The organism is Sphingopyxis sp. USTB-05 (assembly GCF_023822045.1).
GTDB lineage: Bacteria > Pseudomonadota > Alphaproteobacteria > Sphingomonadales > Sphingomonadaceae > Sphingopyxis.
Window position 1 is genome coordinate 2,674,745 of sequence record NZ_CP084712.1, and the last position, 16,155, is coordinate 2,690,899.

The window sequence follows — 16,155 nt, forward strand, 5'->3', positions numbered from 1 at the left end:
GGCCGACAAAGGCCCGGCGGGCCCCGCCCCCCTGATGAAATCACCATCAGCGGAGGGCAGGCTTTGCACGGTCAATGATCGGCTTTCCAGTTGGTGCATCACCAGATGCGAACGCGGTCCTTCGGTGCCAGATAGAGCTTCTGACCCTGCTTGATCTGATAGGCCTTATACCAAGGGTCAAGATTGCGCGAGACCCAAGTCCGCTGGATCGAGGGCGAATGCGGATCGGTCGTGATGCGCTGCGACAGATTCTGCTCGCGATAGTTGCGCCGCCACACCTGTGCCCAGCCGAGGAAGAAGCGCTGGTCGCCGGTAAGACCGTCGATCACCGGAGCTTCCTTGCCGCCGAGCGACGCCTTGTAGGCGTCATAAGCGACGGTCAGGCCGGCAAGGTCGCCGATATTCTCGCCCAGCGTGAATTTGCCGTCGATATGTTCGCCGGGCAGAATCTCGTAAGCGTTATACTGCGCGATAAGGGCCTGACCCGCGGCCTCGAATGCCTTCACATCTTCCGGCGTCCACCAGTCGGCAAGCTTGCCCGTCTCGTCATATTTCGCGCCTTGATCGTCGAAATGATGGCTGACTTCGTGACCGATGACGGCGCCGATGCCCCCATAGTTCACCGCCGCGTCGGCGTGCGGATCGAAGAAGGGCGGCTGCAGGATCGCGGCGGGGAAAACGATCTCGTTCATGCCGAAATTGGCATAGGCGTTGATCGTCATCGGCGTCATGAACCATTCCCAGCGGCGGATCGGCCCGCCGAGATGGCCGATATTGTCGTCATGGGCGAACTGGTTCGACCGCAGCGCGTTGCCGAACAGGTCGTCGGCGCGGATTTCCAGCTTGCTATAATCCTTCCACTGATCGGGATAGCCGATCTTGGTAGTGAAATTGGCAAGCTTCTTTCGTGCCTTGACCTTCGTCGCCGGCTGCATCCACGTCAGCCCGTCGATGCGGCGGCCCATCGCGCCAAGGACATTCTTCACCAGCGTGTCCATCGCCGCCTTGGTTTCAGGCGGGAAATATTTCGCGACATAATCCTTGCCGACAGCGTCGCCGAGATTGCCCGTCGTAAAATCGACTGCGCGCTTCCAGCGTTCTTCCATCTGCGGCGTACCTGAAAGCGCCGTGCTGTAGAAGGAGAAGGCTTCCTTCGCGACGGCGTCCGGCAGAGCGCCCGAGAAGCTGTCGAGGCTGCGCACGATCAGCAAATCCCGGATCACCGCGATCGGCGCGTCGGCGAGCAGCTTGGCCTCACCCGTGAACGCGCTCGGCTGCGACACGATCAGCGTGTCTTCCTTGACCCCGATACCGCGAATGAAGGTCGACCAGTCGAAACCGGGCGCGGCCTTGGCAAGTTCTGCGATCGTCATCTTGTTATAGGCTTTGGTCGCATCGCTGCTGTCGTTCTTGTCCCAATGGATCGTCGCGACCTGCTTTTCGAAATCATAGACCGCCTTGGCGCGTGCCGCGGCATTGGTTTCGCCCGCAAGCGTCAGGACATTTTCGAGATGCTTGAGGTAGGCCGCTTGCAGCGACGTGTTGCGCTCGTTTTCCTTCAGATAGAAGTCGCGGTCGGGCATGCCGATGCCGCCCTGAAAGATGATATAGGCATAGACGTCCGGATTCTTGTCGTCCTGCCCGACATAACCGCCGAAGAAATGCTGGACCCCGCTGCGGTCGGCTTCGGCGAGCAGCGCCGCGAGACCCGGCTTTTCGACGGCGCGAATCTTGTTCAGCCACGGCTGGATCGGCGCGAGGCCCTTGGCTTCGACCGTCGCCGAATCGAGGTAGGACGCATAGGCGCGGCCGATCATGCTGCTAGGGTCGCCCTTGGCGGCATCGAGGATCTCGCGCGTGCGCGTCTGCGACAGGTCGTTGAGGGCTGTGAACATCCCATAGTTCGACTTGTCGTCGGGAATATTCGTATTCTTTGCCCAGGTGCCGTTGGCGTAGGTGTAGAAATCGTCGCCCGGCTGGACGCTCTTGTCCATGCCCGAAAGGTCGAAGCCGAAATCGCCGATTTCAGGCTTGGCGGCGGTGGTCGCGGGCGTGGTGACGGGCTTTTCCTGAGCGACAGCCGGAACAGCGGCGAGCATCAGCGCGCCAAGCGCAGCGGTCGCCATCAGGCGCGAAGAAATATGCAGAGTCATGATATTCCCCAGTTTTCAATATGAAGCGAAAATCCACACCGCGCAGGGGCGGCAAAGATTAGCGATGGAACAGCTATACGCCTGCTGTTTGGGGGTTCAACCGGCGGCCGTGTCGCTGGTCGATGCCTCATGTCGTTGGTCGCGTGCGCGCGCGAGTTTCCGACGCCAGCGCAACCGGATCCAATTGTCCCAGAAAATCGAGGCAAGGATGTAACCAACGACCGCGGAAACGAGCGAAATAACGAACAGCCCCGCCAGCATTGCGGGCGCCGCGTCGGAAAAGACCCAGCGAACCCATTCCCCCGCCGAAGCGCCATGTTCGATCATCGCCGAGAAGGTCGCGCTATTGGCGTGAAGGCCGAACAGCCAGTCGCCGAGCCACACCGACGCGAGGATGATGAAGGGCGTCGTCACCGGGTTCGACAGGAAAGTCATCGCGGCGCCGATCGGAATATTCGCCCGGACCGGCAGCGCGAGCAGCGCCACGCCAAGGATCTGCACCCCGGGGATCAGGAAAAATATGCCAACGAACAGCCCAAGTGCGGTGCCGCGCGGTACCGAAGTACGGGTGAAACGCCACAAATGGCTGTGCGCGACCCGGTGTGCGAACGGCTTGACGAAACGGCTCGCGAGCAATTCCTCGCGCGTCGGCGAGTTACGGCGGATCCAGTTCATCACTGCCGCCTTGTCCTTGGTTCCCGGGTCGCGAGGCTTGCCCGCGCTCATCCGCGTTCCTTCATCAATCTTTGCTTGTCGCGCTTCCAATCGCGTTCCTTGATCGACTCCCGCTTGTCGTGCGCCTTCTTGCCCTTGGCGATCGCCAGTTCGACCTTGGCGCGGCCGCGGCTGTTGAAATAGATCGACAGCGGAACGAGCGTCATCCCCTGCCGCGCGACCGCAGCGTGCATCTTGTTGATCTCGCGGCCGCTGAGCAATAGTTTGCGCGGCCGCTTGGGTTCATGATTGTGCCGGTTGCCATGGCTGAACTCGGGAATATTGCTGTTCACCAGCCACACCTCGTGCCCCTTTACCTCGGCGTAACTCTCCGCAATCGTCCCTTCACCAAAGCGCAGCGACTTGACCTCGGTTCCTTGCAACGCAATCCCAGCCTCGAACACCTCGTCGATGGCAAAGTCGAACCGCGCGCGCCGGTTCTCGGCAACGATCTTCTTCTTGTCGAATTCGGCGGCGGACTGCGGACGGGCCATTACGAAACCTAGATTACTCCAGCCGCGGACAGTGCGGCATCGACGGCGGCGCGCGACGCATCGTTCGCCGGGATAATAGGTAGGCGCACTTCGGGCGAAAACCAGTCATGGACACGCGACAATGCATATTTGACCGGTCCCGGCGAGGTGTCGGAGAACATCGCATTATGCAAATCGAACAAGCGCTCGTGCAGCGTCCGCGCGCGCGCCCAGTCGTCCGCGGCACAGGCCGCGGCGAAATCGGCGCAGAGGCGCGGCGCGACATTGGCGGTGACCGAGATACAGCCTGCGCCGCCCATGACGGCATGAGCCAGCCAAAGGTCATCATTGCCCGAAAGCTGGCAGAAGTCCTTACCGGCGCCCGCGCGGTGCGCGGTCACGCGGGCCAGGTCGCCGCTCGCATCCTTGATCGCGACAATGCTCGGCATTTCGGCAAGCTTGCACAGGGTCTCGGCGCTGATGTCCGCGACGGTGCGGCCGGGAACATTATAGACGACGATCGGCAGGTCGCTGGCATCTGCCAACGCCTGAAAATGCGCGATCATTCCGGCCTGGCTCGGCCGGTTGTAATAGGGGGCGACGATCAGCGCCGCGGTCGCGCCGGCCGCCTGTGCGTGACGCATGTGGCGGATCGCCGTCGCGGTGTCGTTCGACCCACAGCCCGCGATCACGGGTACGCGACCGGCCGCGGCCTCGATGCAGGTATCGATCACCTGATAATGTTCGTCGAAGCCAAGCGTCGGGCTTTCGCCGGTCGTTCCGCACGGAACCAGCGCGCTGGTGCCTTCTTTGATCTGCCAATCGACAAGGCGCGCGAAGGTCGGGGCATCGAACGCCCCGTCGCGAAATGGCGTCACCAAAGCGGGAATCGAACCCGAAAACATGCTCCGCTCCTTTACAATTACCCGCTGTGACCGATAGAATCCGGCCAGCGCGCCGCTATTGGACGTCTATTCAGCGCCCCGCAAGGAGTTTGGCACTACTATGGCCGGTATGATTTCGCTGACCCGTATCTCCCGCCTCGCGCTCGCCGCGGCCCTCCTTCTCCCCACGGCTGTTCACGCCAGCGAACTCACCCCCGAACAAATGGCATGGTATCGCGCCCAGATGGGCCTCGCCGCCCAGTCGGGATCGCCGCCGTCGACCAATTCGGTGGGCGACGCGGTGCTCGAGTGGCGGCGGTTGACCGCAAATAGCGGCGCCTCTTTCGACCAGCTTTCGCGTTTCCTGATGGCGAACAAGGGCTGGCCCGACGGCGACACCATGCGCAAGCGCGCCGAAAAGGCGATCTCGCTCGACAGCTATGACCCCCAACGCACCCTCGCCTATTTCCAGGCCTACCCGCCACAGACCGCAAGCGGGCAGCTCCGCTATGCGCTCGCGCTCAATGCCACGGGCCGCCGCGAGGATGCCGCCGCCGCCGTGCGCCGCGCGTGGACGAGCGGCCCGCTCGACGATTATGAAACAAGCCGTGCGCTCAGCATGTTTCCTGGCGCTATCACGCCGGCCGACCATGATGCGCGGATGGACCGCCTGCTCTGGTCGGGCGCAACCGCGGCGGCGAGCCGCCAGCTCGCCTTCACCTCGCCCGACAAGCGCGCGGTGTTCGCGGCGCGCCTCGCGATGCGCAATGCGTCGGTCGACGCGGCTTTCCAGGCCTCGGCCGCCGAAAGCGCCAATCCGTCGCTGACCCGTACCGACGCCGGCTATATCACCGACAAGGCGACCTGGCTGCGCAAGGCCGGGCGCGTCGGCGAGGCTCGCGCGCTGCTTGCGGCGCCGCGATCGCTGGCAAAGGCGCCGACCGATCCCGAAGAATGGCTCGAAACCCTGCTCACCAACGCGCGGCAGGCTAGCGATGGCGGCGACAAGTCGACCGCCTATAATATCGCGCGCCAGCTCGACGACGCCTTCCCGGCCGGGACGGTCATCCGCGAGACACCGCTTGGCGTGCGCGACGATTATACCTCGCTCGCCTGGCTCGCCGGGCAGCTCGCCTATCGCGACCTGCGCCGTCCCGCCGAAGCGGTGCGGCTGTACCGCGCCTATGGCGAAGCCGCCCGCTCGGCGCAGACGCGCACCAAAGGCTTTTATTGGGCCGGCCGCGCCGCGCTTGCCGCCGGAGATTCGGGTACCGCGAACGCGCATTTCGCCGACGCCGCTCAACATTACGACCAATTCTACGGCCAGTTGGCGCTCGAGCGGCTGAACCGTCCGCAGCCGAAGCCGACACCGGACCCGACCATCCAGGTCAGCAACGACGACCGCCGCGAGTTCGAGGACGACCGGCTGGTACGCGCCGCACGGGCGCTCGGCGAAATCGGTGCATGGCGCGAACAGTCGCTGTTCCTGCGCGCGCTCGCGCAAAAGGCCACCTCGCCGGCCGACCATGTCCTCGCAGGCAGGCTCGCGTCGCAAATCGGGCGCCCCGACCTTGGCGTGATGATCGGCCGCAGCGCGCAGGCGAACAGCCTCGACGCGGTCGAGGTATCGGGCTTCCCGACCGTGCGCGTCCCTGCGGGTCATGAAAGCAACTGGACCTTCATCCATGCGATCACGCGGCAGGAAAGCCAGTTCGATCGGCAGGCGGTGAGCCACGCCGGCGCGCGCGGGATGATGCAGTTGATGCCCGGCACCGCACGCGAAGTCGCGGGCAAGCTCGGCATGAGCTACGACGCTGGCTCGCTGACCACCGACACCAATTACAACATGATGCTGGGCTCGACCTACTTCCAGCAGATGCTCCGTTATTTCGGCGGCAGCTATCCGCTCGCGGTCGCGGCGTACAACGCCGGTCCCGGCAATGTTAACAAATGGCTGCGCGCCAACGGCGATCCGCGCGGTGGCGGGATCGAGATGGTCGACTGGATCGAGGCGATCCCGATTTTCGAAACGCGCAACTATGTCCAGCGCGTGCTCGAAAATGCCGTTGTCTACGACACGCTGCGCGACGGCAGCGGATCGCGGCAGCAGGCGCCGCTGAGCTTCTATCTCGGCAAACGGACGCCCGGATAACGCTTCATGGCGGGGGAAAAGACGAACATCATCAGCCCGGCAGGCTATGCCGCGCTGCGCGCCGAATATAACGCGCTGCTGGGCGACGAGCGCCCGAAACTGGTCGAGGTGATCAGTTGGGCCGCGGGCAACGGCGACCGTAGCGAGAATGGCGACTATATCTACGGCCGCAAAAGGCTGCGCGAGATCGACCGCCGGCTGGGCTTCCTCGCCCGGCGGATGAAGGTCGCCCGCGTCGTCGATCCTGCCGAACAGCCCGACAAGAGCCGCATCTGGTTCGGCGCCACGGTCGAACTCGCCGACGATGACGACGCACGGCGCATCGTCACTCTGGTCGGCGACGACGAGGCCGAGGCAGGCGAAGGCCGGATCGGCTGGAACAGCCCCCTCGCCCGCGCGTTGCGCGGCGCCGCGGTCGGCGATTTGCGCACCGTGCAACTCCCTGCCGGGCCCAAGGAATGGGAAGTAATGGCGGTCAGCTATCCCGCGACCTGATATCGCCCGCCTCTCGCGCGTTCGCCGAAACATCACTCAACGGCGAATAACGAAAAGAAACCGATAGTTGCCCTCCCCATATCGTCACCCCGGGCTTGGCCCGGGATCCCGCTTAATGCCGAAGCCAATGAGCGCGTCAAAAAGCGGGATCCTGGATCAAGTCCGGGATGACGAAGGAATAAGGAAGCAACGACAGCTCCCACCCCCGAACCAGCCTGCAACCCATCTGCAAAAATCACTGTCCTACTTTATCGCGCCATGCCGGCTTCCGATCCGCTCTTTGAAATAGCTGGTTTCCGCAAACATCTCCAAAAGCCACAAAGGACGCAAAATCGATGCGCGTATGCGGGGCTTTTGCGGCTTTAAGCCCGATGTCCGCGCTCCCTTCGCTCAGCCTAGGTTCAGCGTTGTTGGCGTATCCGCAGGGCATCAAATGGCTCCAATGGCCGATTGCGCTGGACCATCGGGCATTTCCGCTGATACGGAGCGTCCGGACTTTCTCGAATAGGGTAAAGATGACCAAATTTTCGACCATGACCGGCCTGATCGCACTGGCCGCCGTCGGCGTGACGCCCGTGCTGGCGCAGACCGTCGCCGACAGCGAAGTGCCGACCACCAGCCTCAACATTCCCGGCAATGTACAGCTTTACGGGGATGCCAAGCCGAACGTCTATCGCCCGTCCGCTTCGGTGAACGGAGAGATTATTACCGCGACGGACATCGAACAGCGGATGGCGCTGATCCGTATCGCGAACAATAATGTCGAGCTGCCGCCCGAGGAAATCCAGCGGCTGCGTACGCAGGTGTTCAGCAACCTGATCGACGAGAAATTGCAGATCCAGGAAGCAAAGGCTGCCGAGATTTCGATCGACGAAAATGTCGTCGACGGCCAGTTCGCGCGCCTCGCGACGCGTTTCAAGCAGACGCCTGAACAATTTTCGAACTATCTCGTGTCGAAGGGGTCTTCGGCGGCGGCGGTGAAACAGCAGATTCGCGGCGAAATCGCGTGGGATCGCCTGCTCTCGCGCAATATTCAGTCGACGACGAATGTCTCGCCCGAAGAGGTCAAGATCGTCGCTGACCAGCTCATAAATTCCAAGGGCCAGGACGAGTTCCACCTTGGTGAAATCTATCTGTCGACGACACCCGAAACCGCCGCAGCGGTGTCCGAAAATGCCAAGAAGATCATTCAGGCGTTGCAGGCTGGCGGCAGCTTTGCCGCCTATGCGCGCCAGTTCTCCGAAGCATCGACTGCTGTCGTCGGCGGCGACCTCGGCTGGGTGAAGGCCGGGCAGTTGCCGGGTTCGATGGGCGAAGCCGCAACGCAAATGCAGCCGGGCCAGCTCGTCGGGCCGATCGAAGTGCCGGGCGGCATTTCGATCATGTTGATGATCGATCGCCGTCAGGTCCTGACCGCCGATCCACGCGACGCGATCCTCAGCCTCAAACAGATTTCACTCGATTTCCCGGCGGGTACGACGCAGGCGAAGGCGACGGAACTTGCAGGTCAGTTCGCCGAAAAGACCCGTAGCATTGCGGGTTGCGGTGCCGCCGATGCGGTGGCCCAGAGCCTCGGCGCCTCGGTGGTCTCGCGCGACAATATCGAAATGCGCGCGCTGCCCGGCCCGCTGCAGGCCACATTGGCGAGCCTGCAAATCGGTCAGACGACGCAGCCCTTCGGCGCAGCGAACGAAGGGGTCAGCGTCCTTGTACTGTGCGGTCGCGACATGCCGCAGACCGCGACCGCGCCGAATCTCGAGCAGATCGAGCAGAAATTGCTCGACGACAAGGTCAACAAGCGGGCCCAGCGCTATCTGCGCGACCTGCGCCGGGATGCCGTGATCGAATATAGCTGATGACGGTTCAAAATAATCGGCAGCCGATCGCGGTCACCATGGGTGACCCGGCCGGCGTCGGCCCCGAAGTCGCCGCCCGTGCGTGGGCCGCGCGCCGCGAACATGATCTGCCGCCTTTCGTTGCGATCGGCGATATCGCTGCGATCGAGGCCGTCTGGGACGGGCCGGTCGCACGCGTTGGCGACATGGACGAGGTCGTTCGCGCCTTTGGCGACGCGTTGCCCGTTTGGCACCTGGAGGAAAGCGGCCCACTGACCCCCGGCCAGCCCACTCCGGCGGGCGCGACCTGTGCGCTTCACGCGCTCGAAACTGGTATCGGACTCACCCGCAATCAGGCGAGTTCGGCGCTCGTTACCGGGTCGGTGTCGAAATATGCGCTGCACGGCATCGGTTATACCCATCCTGGGCAAACCGAGTTCATCGCCGAACGCTGCGGCGTCACCGCGACCAATGCGGTGATGATGCTCGCTGGCCCAAGCCTTCGCGTTGTGCCGTTGACCGTTCATATCCCGCTTGCCGACGTCCCCGATCGGCTGACGAGCGAATTGATCGTTGCCAAGGCGCGGATCGTCGCGCGGGGTCTGCGTCGCGATTTCGGGATCGAGACACCGCGCCTCGCGCTCGCAGGGCTCAATCCTCACGCCGGCGAAAGCGGGCAATTGGGCAGCGAAGAAGAGCGCATCATGGCACCCGCGGTTGCCCAGTTGGCCGAGGAAGGCATTTTCGTCGACGGCCCGTTAGCGGCCGACGCGCTCTTCGCGCCCGGCATCCGCGACCAATATGATGCGCTGCTGTGCGGCTATCACGATCAGGCGCTGGCACCGTTCAAGGCGCTGCATTTCCACGACGGCGTCAATCTCACGCTCGGGCTGCCGATCATCCGCACCTCGCCCGACCATGGTACTGCGTTCGATATCGCGGGCACCGGCCAGGCCGATCCCGGTCCGACGATTGCCGCGATCGCGATGGCCGCGCGCATGGCTGCGGCGCGCGAACGTAGCTGCGCGCCAGCGAAGTGAGCATCCAGCCGCAGACGCCGCTGCCCCCGCTGCGCGAGACCGTACGCACGCACGGGCTGCAGGCGAGCAAGGCGCTGGGGCAGAATTTCCTGTTCGACGAACAATTGCTCGACCGGATCGCGGCTATCCCCGGCGACCTCGATGGCGCCACGGTGTTCGAGGTGGGTCCGGGGCCCGGCGGGCTGACGCGCGCGCTGCTGCGCGCGGGGGCGAAGGTGATCGCGGTCGAACGCGACGACCGCTGCCTGCCGTTGCTTGCCGAACTCGGTGAAGCCTTTCCGGGCCAGCTTACGGTTATCGCCGACGATGCGATGGCGGTCGATGTCGACGCGCTGACCGGCGGCGCGCCTTATCATATCGTCGCCAACCTGCCCTATAATGTCGGCACCGCGCTGTTCACGCGCTGGCTGGAGCCTGCCGAGTGGCCGCCGCGCTGGCTGTCGCTGACGCTGATGTTCCAGCTCGAAGTCGCCGAGCGCATCGTCGCACCGGTCGGGACCGACGCCTATGGTCGGCTTGCAGTGCTCGCGCAGTGGCGTTCGACCGCGAAGATCGCAATGAAGGTGCATCGATCGGCCTTCACCCCGCCGCCCAAGGTCATGTCGGCGATCGTGTACGTAACGCCGGCCGTGCAACCGGAGGGCATCGTCCCCAAGCTGCTGTCGCGGCTGACCGAAAAGGGATTTGGCCAGCGCCGCAAGATGCTCCGACAGAGCCTGAAAGGTGTAGAGGGCGCAGTGTCGGCCGCCGAAGCGCTGGGGATCGAACCGACGCGGCGCGCTGAGACGGTCAGCGTCGCCGAATGGGTGGCACTGGCGCGCGCACTGGGTAGCTGACGCGCATCGTCTCGAATGTCAGACTAGGGGTGGTGAGCTGTCGTTGCTCTCTTTGGACATCGCCCGGGTGGATCCGGGAACGGCGCAAGGGCGGCGCAATATTCCAAAGTTCAGGAAAGTTCAGCCCTATGAGCGCCCCGATTTGCAAGTCGCAGAGTGCTGGATGTGCGCGGCACGTCCGATCATAGTCGCACCCGCAAGCAGGCAGCGACCGCTTTTGTTCACCGAATGAAAGAGCCGGATGAAGGCTGGCACGGCCGGATAATGTAGGAAAGACCTTTTTTAAGGCGATGTCGGTTTTGGCACGGTGAGTTGTCGTTCGTCCCGCATCTTCGTCACCCCGGACTTGATCCGGGGTCCATGACGATGGTGCGGCTATGGATCCCGGATCAAGTCCGGGATGACGAAGAAAGATAGGATAAGCCCCTGGTCGTTACCCGTCTTTCGTCATCCTGGGTTTGACCCGGGATCCCGCTTTTTTGGACGCGCTTACTGGCTTTGACCTCAAGCGGGACCCCGGATCAAGTCCGGGGTGACGAGGATGTGGAGGGCAGCAATCGGTCGTTGGCCGCCATTCTCGATTGCAACCCGGATAAGCGGGAGCGACGATCAATTTTTGTTGCTGGTCGTCCCGACCGTGGCGACCACCGGCTTCGGCACCAGCACTTCGGCGGCGACGACGCGCTTCGATGCACTCGATGCGATCGCCTTTTCGAGCGCCGCGACCTGCGGGCATTTGTCGCCGCACACGCGCTGCGCCTCGGCCAGCTTTTCGCGCGCGAGTTCGAGCGCACCCTTGTCGGCAAGCGCTTCGCCCTGCCCCGTCAGCGCGACGATGTCGTTGGGCTCAAGCACGAGCGCTTCGCGATAGAGGCCGATCGCCTTGCCCGGCAGGCCCTGAGCGCGGGCGACCTGCGCCAGCGCAATGATCGCCGAGCGGTTGCGCGGGTCGGCCGCGAGCGCCGATTCATAAAGGTCGATCGCCTGATCGAGTTCGCCGGCTTCCTGCGCCTTTTGCCCTTCGTGCTGAAGTGCGATCGAGCGCGGCAAAATGTCGTTATCGGCGCGTTGCGCATCGGATACCGTGGGCAGGCTGGCGAGGATCACACCCGCAGTTAGAGCCAAAAAGCCGACGCGCATCGCATTCTCCCATCGCTTCATTACAGGCGATGCTAACATGGCGCGGTCAGCCGTGCGAGAAAAAATCCGTCGCATCCGTCGCGCGCCGGAGTCAGCAGAAATCCGCTACCCGCAGCGCGGCCGATGCCGTCCGGAAGGATATCGGTATCGGCCGTCCAGCCGGGATGCCGGTTCAGAAAATCGTCCACCTGTGCCCGCCCCTCGCGCGTGATGATCGAGCAGACAGCATAAAGAAGTTTGCCGCCCGGCGCCACAAGATCGGCGCCGATGTCCATCAACTTGGCCTGTTCGGCGACGTGACGGTCAAGCCGAGCGGGGGTCGAGCGCCAGCGCAGTTCGGGGCTGCGCCGCCAGGTGCCGCTGCCCGAGCAAGGAGCGTCGACGATGACGCGATCGGCTTTGCCCATCCGGTCGGCGAGCATCGCGCGTTCCTGCGCTGGATTGAGCAGCAGCGTTTCGATCGTCGTTGCCCCGGCGCGGTCGGCGCGCGGCGGCAATTGCTGAAGCCGCGCGCGGTTGGTATCGCAGGCCAGGATCGCGGCTTCGTCAGCCGTCGCCGAAGCGATCGCGAGCGTCTTGCCGCCGGCACCGGCACAAAGATCGATGATCACCTGCCCGGCTTCGGCCTCGAGCGCGGCGGCGGCATATTGGCTCGCGGCGTCCTGCACCTCGAACTGACCCTCGGCATAGGACGCATGTTGGACCGCCGCAGTTTCGCCGGGCAGACGCCAGCCGTCCGCAAGGCCGGCGATCGCTTCGCCGTCCGGAAAGATCAGTGCGAGTTCATCGCGGCTGGAGCGCAATCGATTGGCGCGCAAGTCGAGCGGCGCGCGCGCCAGCATCGCCTCGCGCTCCGCCTTGCCGATCAGCGGGTCAAAGAGTTTCATCAGTGCGGTGGTGGCGATCCCGGTTTCGGCGCGCGGTTCATCGGCCGAAATGACTGCCGGGCCATAGGATGCGCCATTGAACAATGCGGCGAGTTCGGGGTCGGCATCGGCAAGCGCAAGCATCGCGGCGCGGCCTGAAGCCGGCACCGAACGCACGCCGCGGATCGCATCATAAACATGGTTGCGGATCGCGCGGCGATCCTTCGATCCAGCATAACGGCGCGCGCGCATCGCCTCGGCAAAGATCGCGTCGGCAGGTGCTCCACCGTCGCGCGCGGAGGTGGCGATGGCATCGAGGATTTCGATCGCAGTCTGGACGCGCGCAGCCGGGGTCATAAGTTCAACCTTTCTTCCCCGTCAATGCGAGGAGCGAAGCAACGACGCCGTCCAGTGCGGACTATCCGTTCTGGATTGTTTTCGATGCGCTCGCAATGACGACAGGGCGGATTACCCCGCCGGATAGTTCGGCGCCTCGCGCGTGATCGCGACGTCGTGAACATGGCTTTCACGCAGGCCCGCATTGGTGATGCGCACAAACTTCGCACGTTCGCGGAAATCGTTGAGCGTGCGGCTGCCGGTATAGCCCATCGCCGCCTTCACACCGCCGACCATCTGGTGGATCACGTCCTTGGCGGGACCCTTGAACGGGACCTGGCCCTCGATGCCTTCGGGAACCAGCTTCATCTGGTCCTTGATGTCCTGCTGGAAATAGCGGTCGGCCGAGCCGCGCGCCATCGCGCCGACGCTGCCCATGCCGCGATAGCTTTTATAGGTGCGGCCCTGATAGAGGAAGGTTTCGCCCGGCGCCTCGGCGGTGCCCGCGAGCATCGATCCGACCATCACGCTCGACGCGCCAGCCGCCAGCGCCTTGGCCACGTCGCCTGACGTACGGAGGCCGCCGTCGGCGATCACCGGAACGCCAAGCTTCGACGCCGCTTCGACGCTGTCGAGGATCGCGGTAAGCTGCGGCACGCCGACACCCGCGACGATGCGCGTCGTGCAGATCGAACCGGGGCCGATGCCGACCTTGACGCCGTCGGCGCCCGCATCGATCAGCGCACGCGTCGCGTCGCCCGTGGCGACATTGCCAGCGAGCACCTGGACGCGGTTCGACAATTTCTTGATCCGCTCGACGGTCGCGCCGACGCCCTTGCTGTGGCCATGCGCGGTGTCGACGACGATCAGGTCGCATTCGGCCTCGAGCAACGCCTCAGCGCGCTCGACGCCTGAATCGCCGGTGTTCGTGGCCGCGGCAACGCGCAGGCGGCCGCTGCCATCCTTGGTCGCGTCGGGGAAATTGACAGCCTTTTCCATATCCTTGACGGTGATCAGGCCGATGCAGCGATAATCGTTGTCGACGACGAGCAGCTTTTCGATGCGGCGCTGGTGGAGCAGCTTGCGCGCCTCGTCCTGCTGGACGCCGGGGCGAACCGTCGCGAGATTTTCGGCGGTCATCAGTTCGCGCACCGGCTGGCCGGGATTGTCGGCGAAGCGCACGTCGCGGTTGGTGAGGATGCCGACGAGCTTGCCGCCGGTTTCGACCACCGGAATGCCCGAAATCTTGTGCTGCGCCATCAGCGCCGTCGCATAGGAGAGCGGCGCGTCGGGCGTGATCGTGATCGGGTTGACGATCATGCCGCTTTCGAAGCGCTTCACCTGCCGCACCGCGGCCGCCTGTTCCTCGACGGTCAGGTTGCGATGAAGGACGCCGATGCCGCCGATCTGCGCCATCAGGATCGCCATGTCGGCCTCGGTCACCGTGTCCATCGCCGACGACAGGATCGGAATGTTGAGGCTGATCTCGCTCGTCAGCTGGGTCGACAGATTGGCATCCGACGGCAGGATATCCGACGCGCCGGGGACCAGCAGCACATCGTCGAATGTCAGGCCGGTGATGATTTCCATGGGTCGCCACTTTCTGGTGCGGGCGGCGCCTGCCCCGGATTGCGGGGCGACACGCGCGATTCGTTTGGTGGCGGCCCATGTAACCAGTCGCGCCCGCGCGCGCCAGTGGGTGACGAACGATTATTTCGTATAGCTTGGGGCACCGCTTCGGCGCGCCGGAAACCAACGCCGCACCCGGTGCAATGTAACCGGTTGCATTGCCTCCGGCCGCTCGTTAGACCGCTGCGCATAACATAGTTTCGGCGAAGAGGATATTCCGATGAACGAGCCCAGCCAGGCGACCACCCTTAGCGGAGGCCGGTCGAATGCCATGGCGGCCTTCGCGGCAGTGACCGTACTTTTCTTTGCCTGGGGCTTCATCACCTCGCTGATCGATCCGCTCGTCGCCGCGGTAAAAGGCATCTTCACGCTGAGCGACGCCGAAGCACAACTGTCGGCGTCGGCCTTCTTCATCGCCTATGGCCTGATGTCATTCCCCGCCGCAGCCCTGATCGCGCGTTTCCATTCGGTGCCGTCGATCCTGACGGCGCTATCGACGATGGTCGTCGGCTGCCTCGTCATGCTCGCGGCCGCGAACCTTGCGGTTTATCCGCTCGTGCTGGCGGGTCTCTTCATCCTCGCAAGCGGCATCACCATCCTGCAGGTCGCGGCCAACCCGCTCGCAGCGGCGCTTGGCGATCCTAAGCGCAGCCATTTTCGCCTGACCTTCAGCCAGACCTTCAACAGCTTCGGCACCTTCCTCGGCCCGCTCATCGGCGCGCACCTGTTCCTGGAGGGTGTCGAGGTCAAGGAAGGCACGGTGGTCACCGAAGCCGTGCGGGCCCAGGCGCTGGGCGGGATCGATTCGGCGTATTTCTGGATCTGCGGCCTGATCGTCGCCCTGCTGCTGTTCTTCTGGGTCAGCCGGCGGATCGTCAACGACGCGGTGCCCCCCGCGCCGATCGGCGAACGCGCCGGCATGGGCGAACTGATCCGCGAGGCTTTTTCGTCGCGCTGGGCGCTTCTCGGCGGGCTCGCGATCTTCCTTTACGTCGGCGCCGAAGTCGCAATCGGAACGCAGATGGCGCTGTTCCTCAACAGCGATGCGATCTGGGGCCAGTCGGACGCCGCCTTCGGCGTCTTTGGCTGGATCATGGGCAGCGACGGCGTTCCAGGGGTTTCGTTGCAGGAGGCCGGCAAGGCGGTGGCGCTCTATTGGGGCGGCGCGATGATCGGCCGCGCGATCGGTTCGGTGCTGCTCGCACGCTTCTCCGCATCGAAGATGCTGGCGACCTTTACCGCCATCGCCGCTCTGCTCTGTCTTTATGTCGCGGTCGTCGGCGGGGTGAATGCGGGCTTCGTCGCGCTGTCGATCGGCCTGTTCAACTCGATCATGTTCCCGGTGATCTTCACCCTGACGCTCGAACGCTCGACCGCGCGCGCCGAGGCGACGTCGGGGCTGCTCTGCACCGCGATCGTCGGCGGCGCGGTGATCCCCTATTTCATCGGCCTGCTGTCGGGTGCGGTCGGCTATGCTGCGGCGCTGGTTCTGCCCGCCGCCTGCTACGTCGCGCTATGCGTTTTTGCCATCGCGGCCGGGCGCGCCCCTGCGCGGCAGGCCGGCGCGGGCGTGACAGTCCACTGAGGGCGCCGGGACCGAGG

At 64.2% G+C, this 16,155-nt stretch carries 13 protein-coding genes; 6 read left to right on the forward strand and 7 right to left on the reverse strand.

Features of this window, described 5'->3' with window-relative positions:
* Window positions 1-98 precede the first annotated feature (98 nt).
* The 4 genes from KEC45_RS12430 to dapA all read right to left on the reverse strand — a co-directional run bounded on the left by KEC45_RS12430 (window position 99) and on the right by dapA (window position 4,245).
* Complete coding sequence (locus tag KEC45_RS12430) at window positions 99-2,153, reverse strand: M13 family metallopeptidase (protein WP_062178832.1); 2,055 nt, start codon at window positions 2,151-2,153, stop codon at window positions 99-101.
* A 96-nt stretch (window positions 2,154-2,249) separates the two neighbouring features.
* On the reverse strand, window positions 2,250-2,828 hold the full coding sequence (locus tag KEC45_RS12435; protein WP_062183658.1) for a DUF2062 domain-containing protein: 579 nt from the start codon (window positions 2,826-2,828) through the stop codon (window positions 2,250-2,252).
* A 47-nt stretch (window positions 2,829-2,875) separates the two neighbouring features.
* On the reverse strand, window positions 2,876-3,361 hold the full coding sequence (gene smpB, locus KEC45_RS12440) for an SsrA-binding protein SmpB (protein WP_062178829.1): 486 nt from the start codon (window positions 3,359-3,361) through the stop codon (window positions 2,876-2,878).
* A gap of 8 nt (window positions 3,362-3,369) precedes the next feature.
* Window positions 3,370-4,245, reverse strand: coding sequence for a 4-hydroxy-tetrahydrodipicolinate synthase (gene dapA, locus KEC45_RS12445; RefSeq protein ID WP_062178826.1), 876 nt, complete (start codon window positions 4,243-4,245; stop codon window positions 3,370-3,372).
* A 100-nt stretch (window positions 4,246-4,345) separates the two neighbouring features.
* On the opposite strand from dapA, the gene KEC45_RS12450 reads away from it, so the two are divergent.
* From KEC45_RS12450 to rsmA, 5 genes are all read left to right on the forward strand, one after another.
* A complete protein-coding gene (locus KEC45_RS12450) occupies window positions 4,346-6,376 on the forward strand; it encodes a lytic transglycosylase domain-containing protein (RefSeq protein WP_062178823.1) in 2,031 nt (676 codons plus the stop codon).
* Window positions 6,377-6,382: 6 nt separating this feature from the next.
* Complete coding sequence (greB, locus tag KEC45_RS12455; RefSeq protein WP_062178820.1) at window positions 6,383-6,871, forward strand: transcription elongation factor GreB; 489 nt, start codon at window positions 6,383-6,385, stop codon at window positions 6,869-6,871.
* Window positions 6,872-7,386: 515 nt separating this feature from the next.
* Window positions 7,387-8,727 carry a peptidylprolyl isomerase gene (locus KEC45_RS12460; RefSeq protein WP_062178817.1) on the forward strand — a complete coding sequence of 447 codons (1,341 nt, stop codon included), beginning with the start codon at window positions 7,387-7,389 and terminating at the stop codon, window positions 8,725-8,727.
* The gene (gene pdxA / locus KEC45_RS12465; protein WP_062178814.1) at window positions 8,727-9,746 is read left to right on the forward strand and encodes a 4-hydroxythreonine-4-phosphate dehydrogenase PdxA; all 1,020 of its coding nucleotides are present in this window, start codon (window positions 8,727-8,729) and stop codon (window positions 9,744-9,746) included. Before KEC45_RS12460 ends, pdxA begins: the two co-directional genes overlap by 1 nt.
* A complete protein-coding gene (rsmA, locus tag KEC45_RS12470; protein WP_238586589.1) occupies window positions 9,743-10,582 on the forward strand; it encodes a 16S rRNA (adenine(1518)-N(6)/adenine(1519)-N(6))-dimethyltransferase RsmA in 840 nt (279 codons plus the stop codon). The genes pdxA and rsmA overlap by 4 nt, the downstream gene beginning before the upstream one ends.
* Before the next feature lie 609 nt (window positions 10,583-11,191).
* Here the strand turns inward: rsmA and KEC45_RS12475 are convergent.
* From KEC45_RS12475 to guaB, 3 genes are all read right to left on the reverse strand, one after another.
* Window positions 11,192-11,743 carry a tetratricopeptide repeat protein gene (locus KEC45_RS12475; RefSeq protein ID WP_238586588.1) on the reverse strand — a complete coding sequence of 184 codons (552 nt, stop codon included), beginning with the start codon at window positions 11,741-11,743 and terminating at the stop codon, window positions 11,192-11,194.
* Window positions 11,744-11,754: 11 nt separating this feature from the next.
* Window positions 11,755-12,945: an RsmB/NOP family class I SAM-dependent RNA methyltransferase gene (locus KEC45_RS12480; RefSeq protein WP_062178812.1), complete on the reverse strand. Its 1,191-nt coding sequence runs from the start codon at window positions 12,943-12,945 to the stop codon at window positions 11,755-11,757.
* A gap of 111 nt (window positions 12,946-13,056) precedes the next feature.
* On the reverse strand, window positions 13,057-14,514 hold the full coding sequence (gene guaB / locus KEC45_RS12485) for an IMP dehydrogenase (protein WP_062178809.1): 1,458 nt from the start codon (window positions 14,512-14,514) through the stop codon (window positions 13,057-13,059).
* 259 nt (window positions 14,515-14,773) lie between these two features.
* Here guaB and KEC45_RS12490 point away from each other — a divergent pair, with 259 nt between their 5' ends.
* Complete coding sequence (locus KEC45_RS12490; protein WP_238586587.1) at window positions 14,774-16,138, forward strand: MFS transporter; 1,365 nt, start codon at window positions 14,774-14,776, stop codon at window positions 16,136-16,138.
* The last annotated feature ends 17 nt before the right edge of the window (window positions 16,139-16,155 follow it).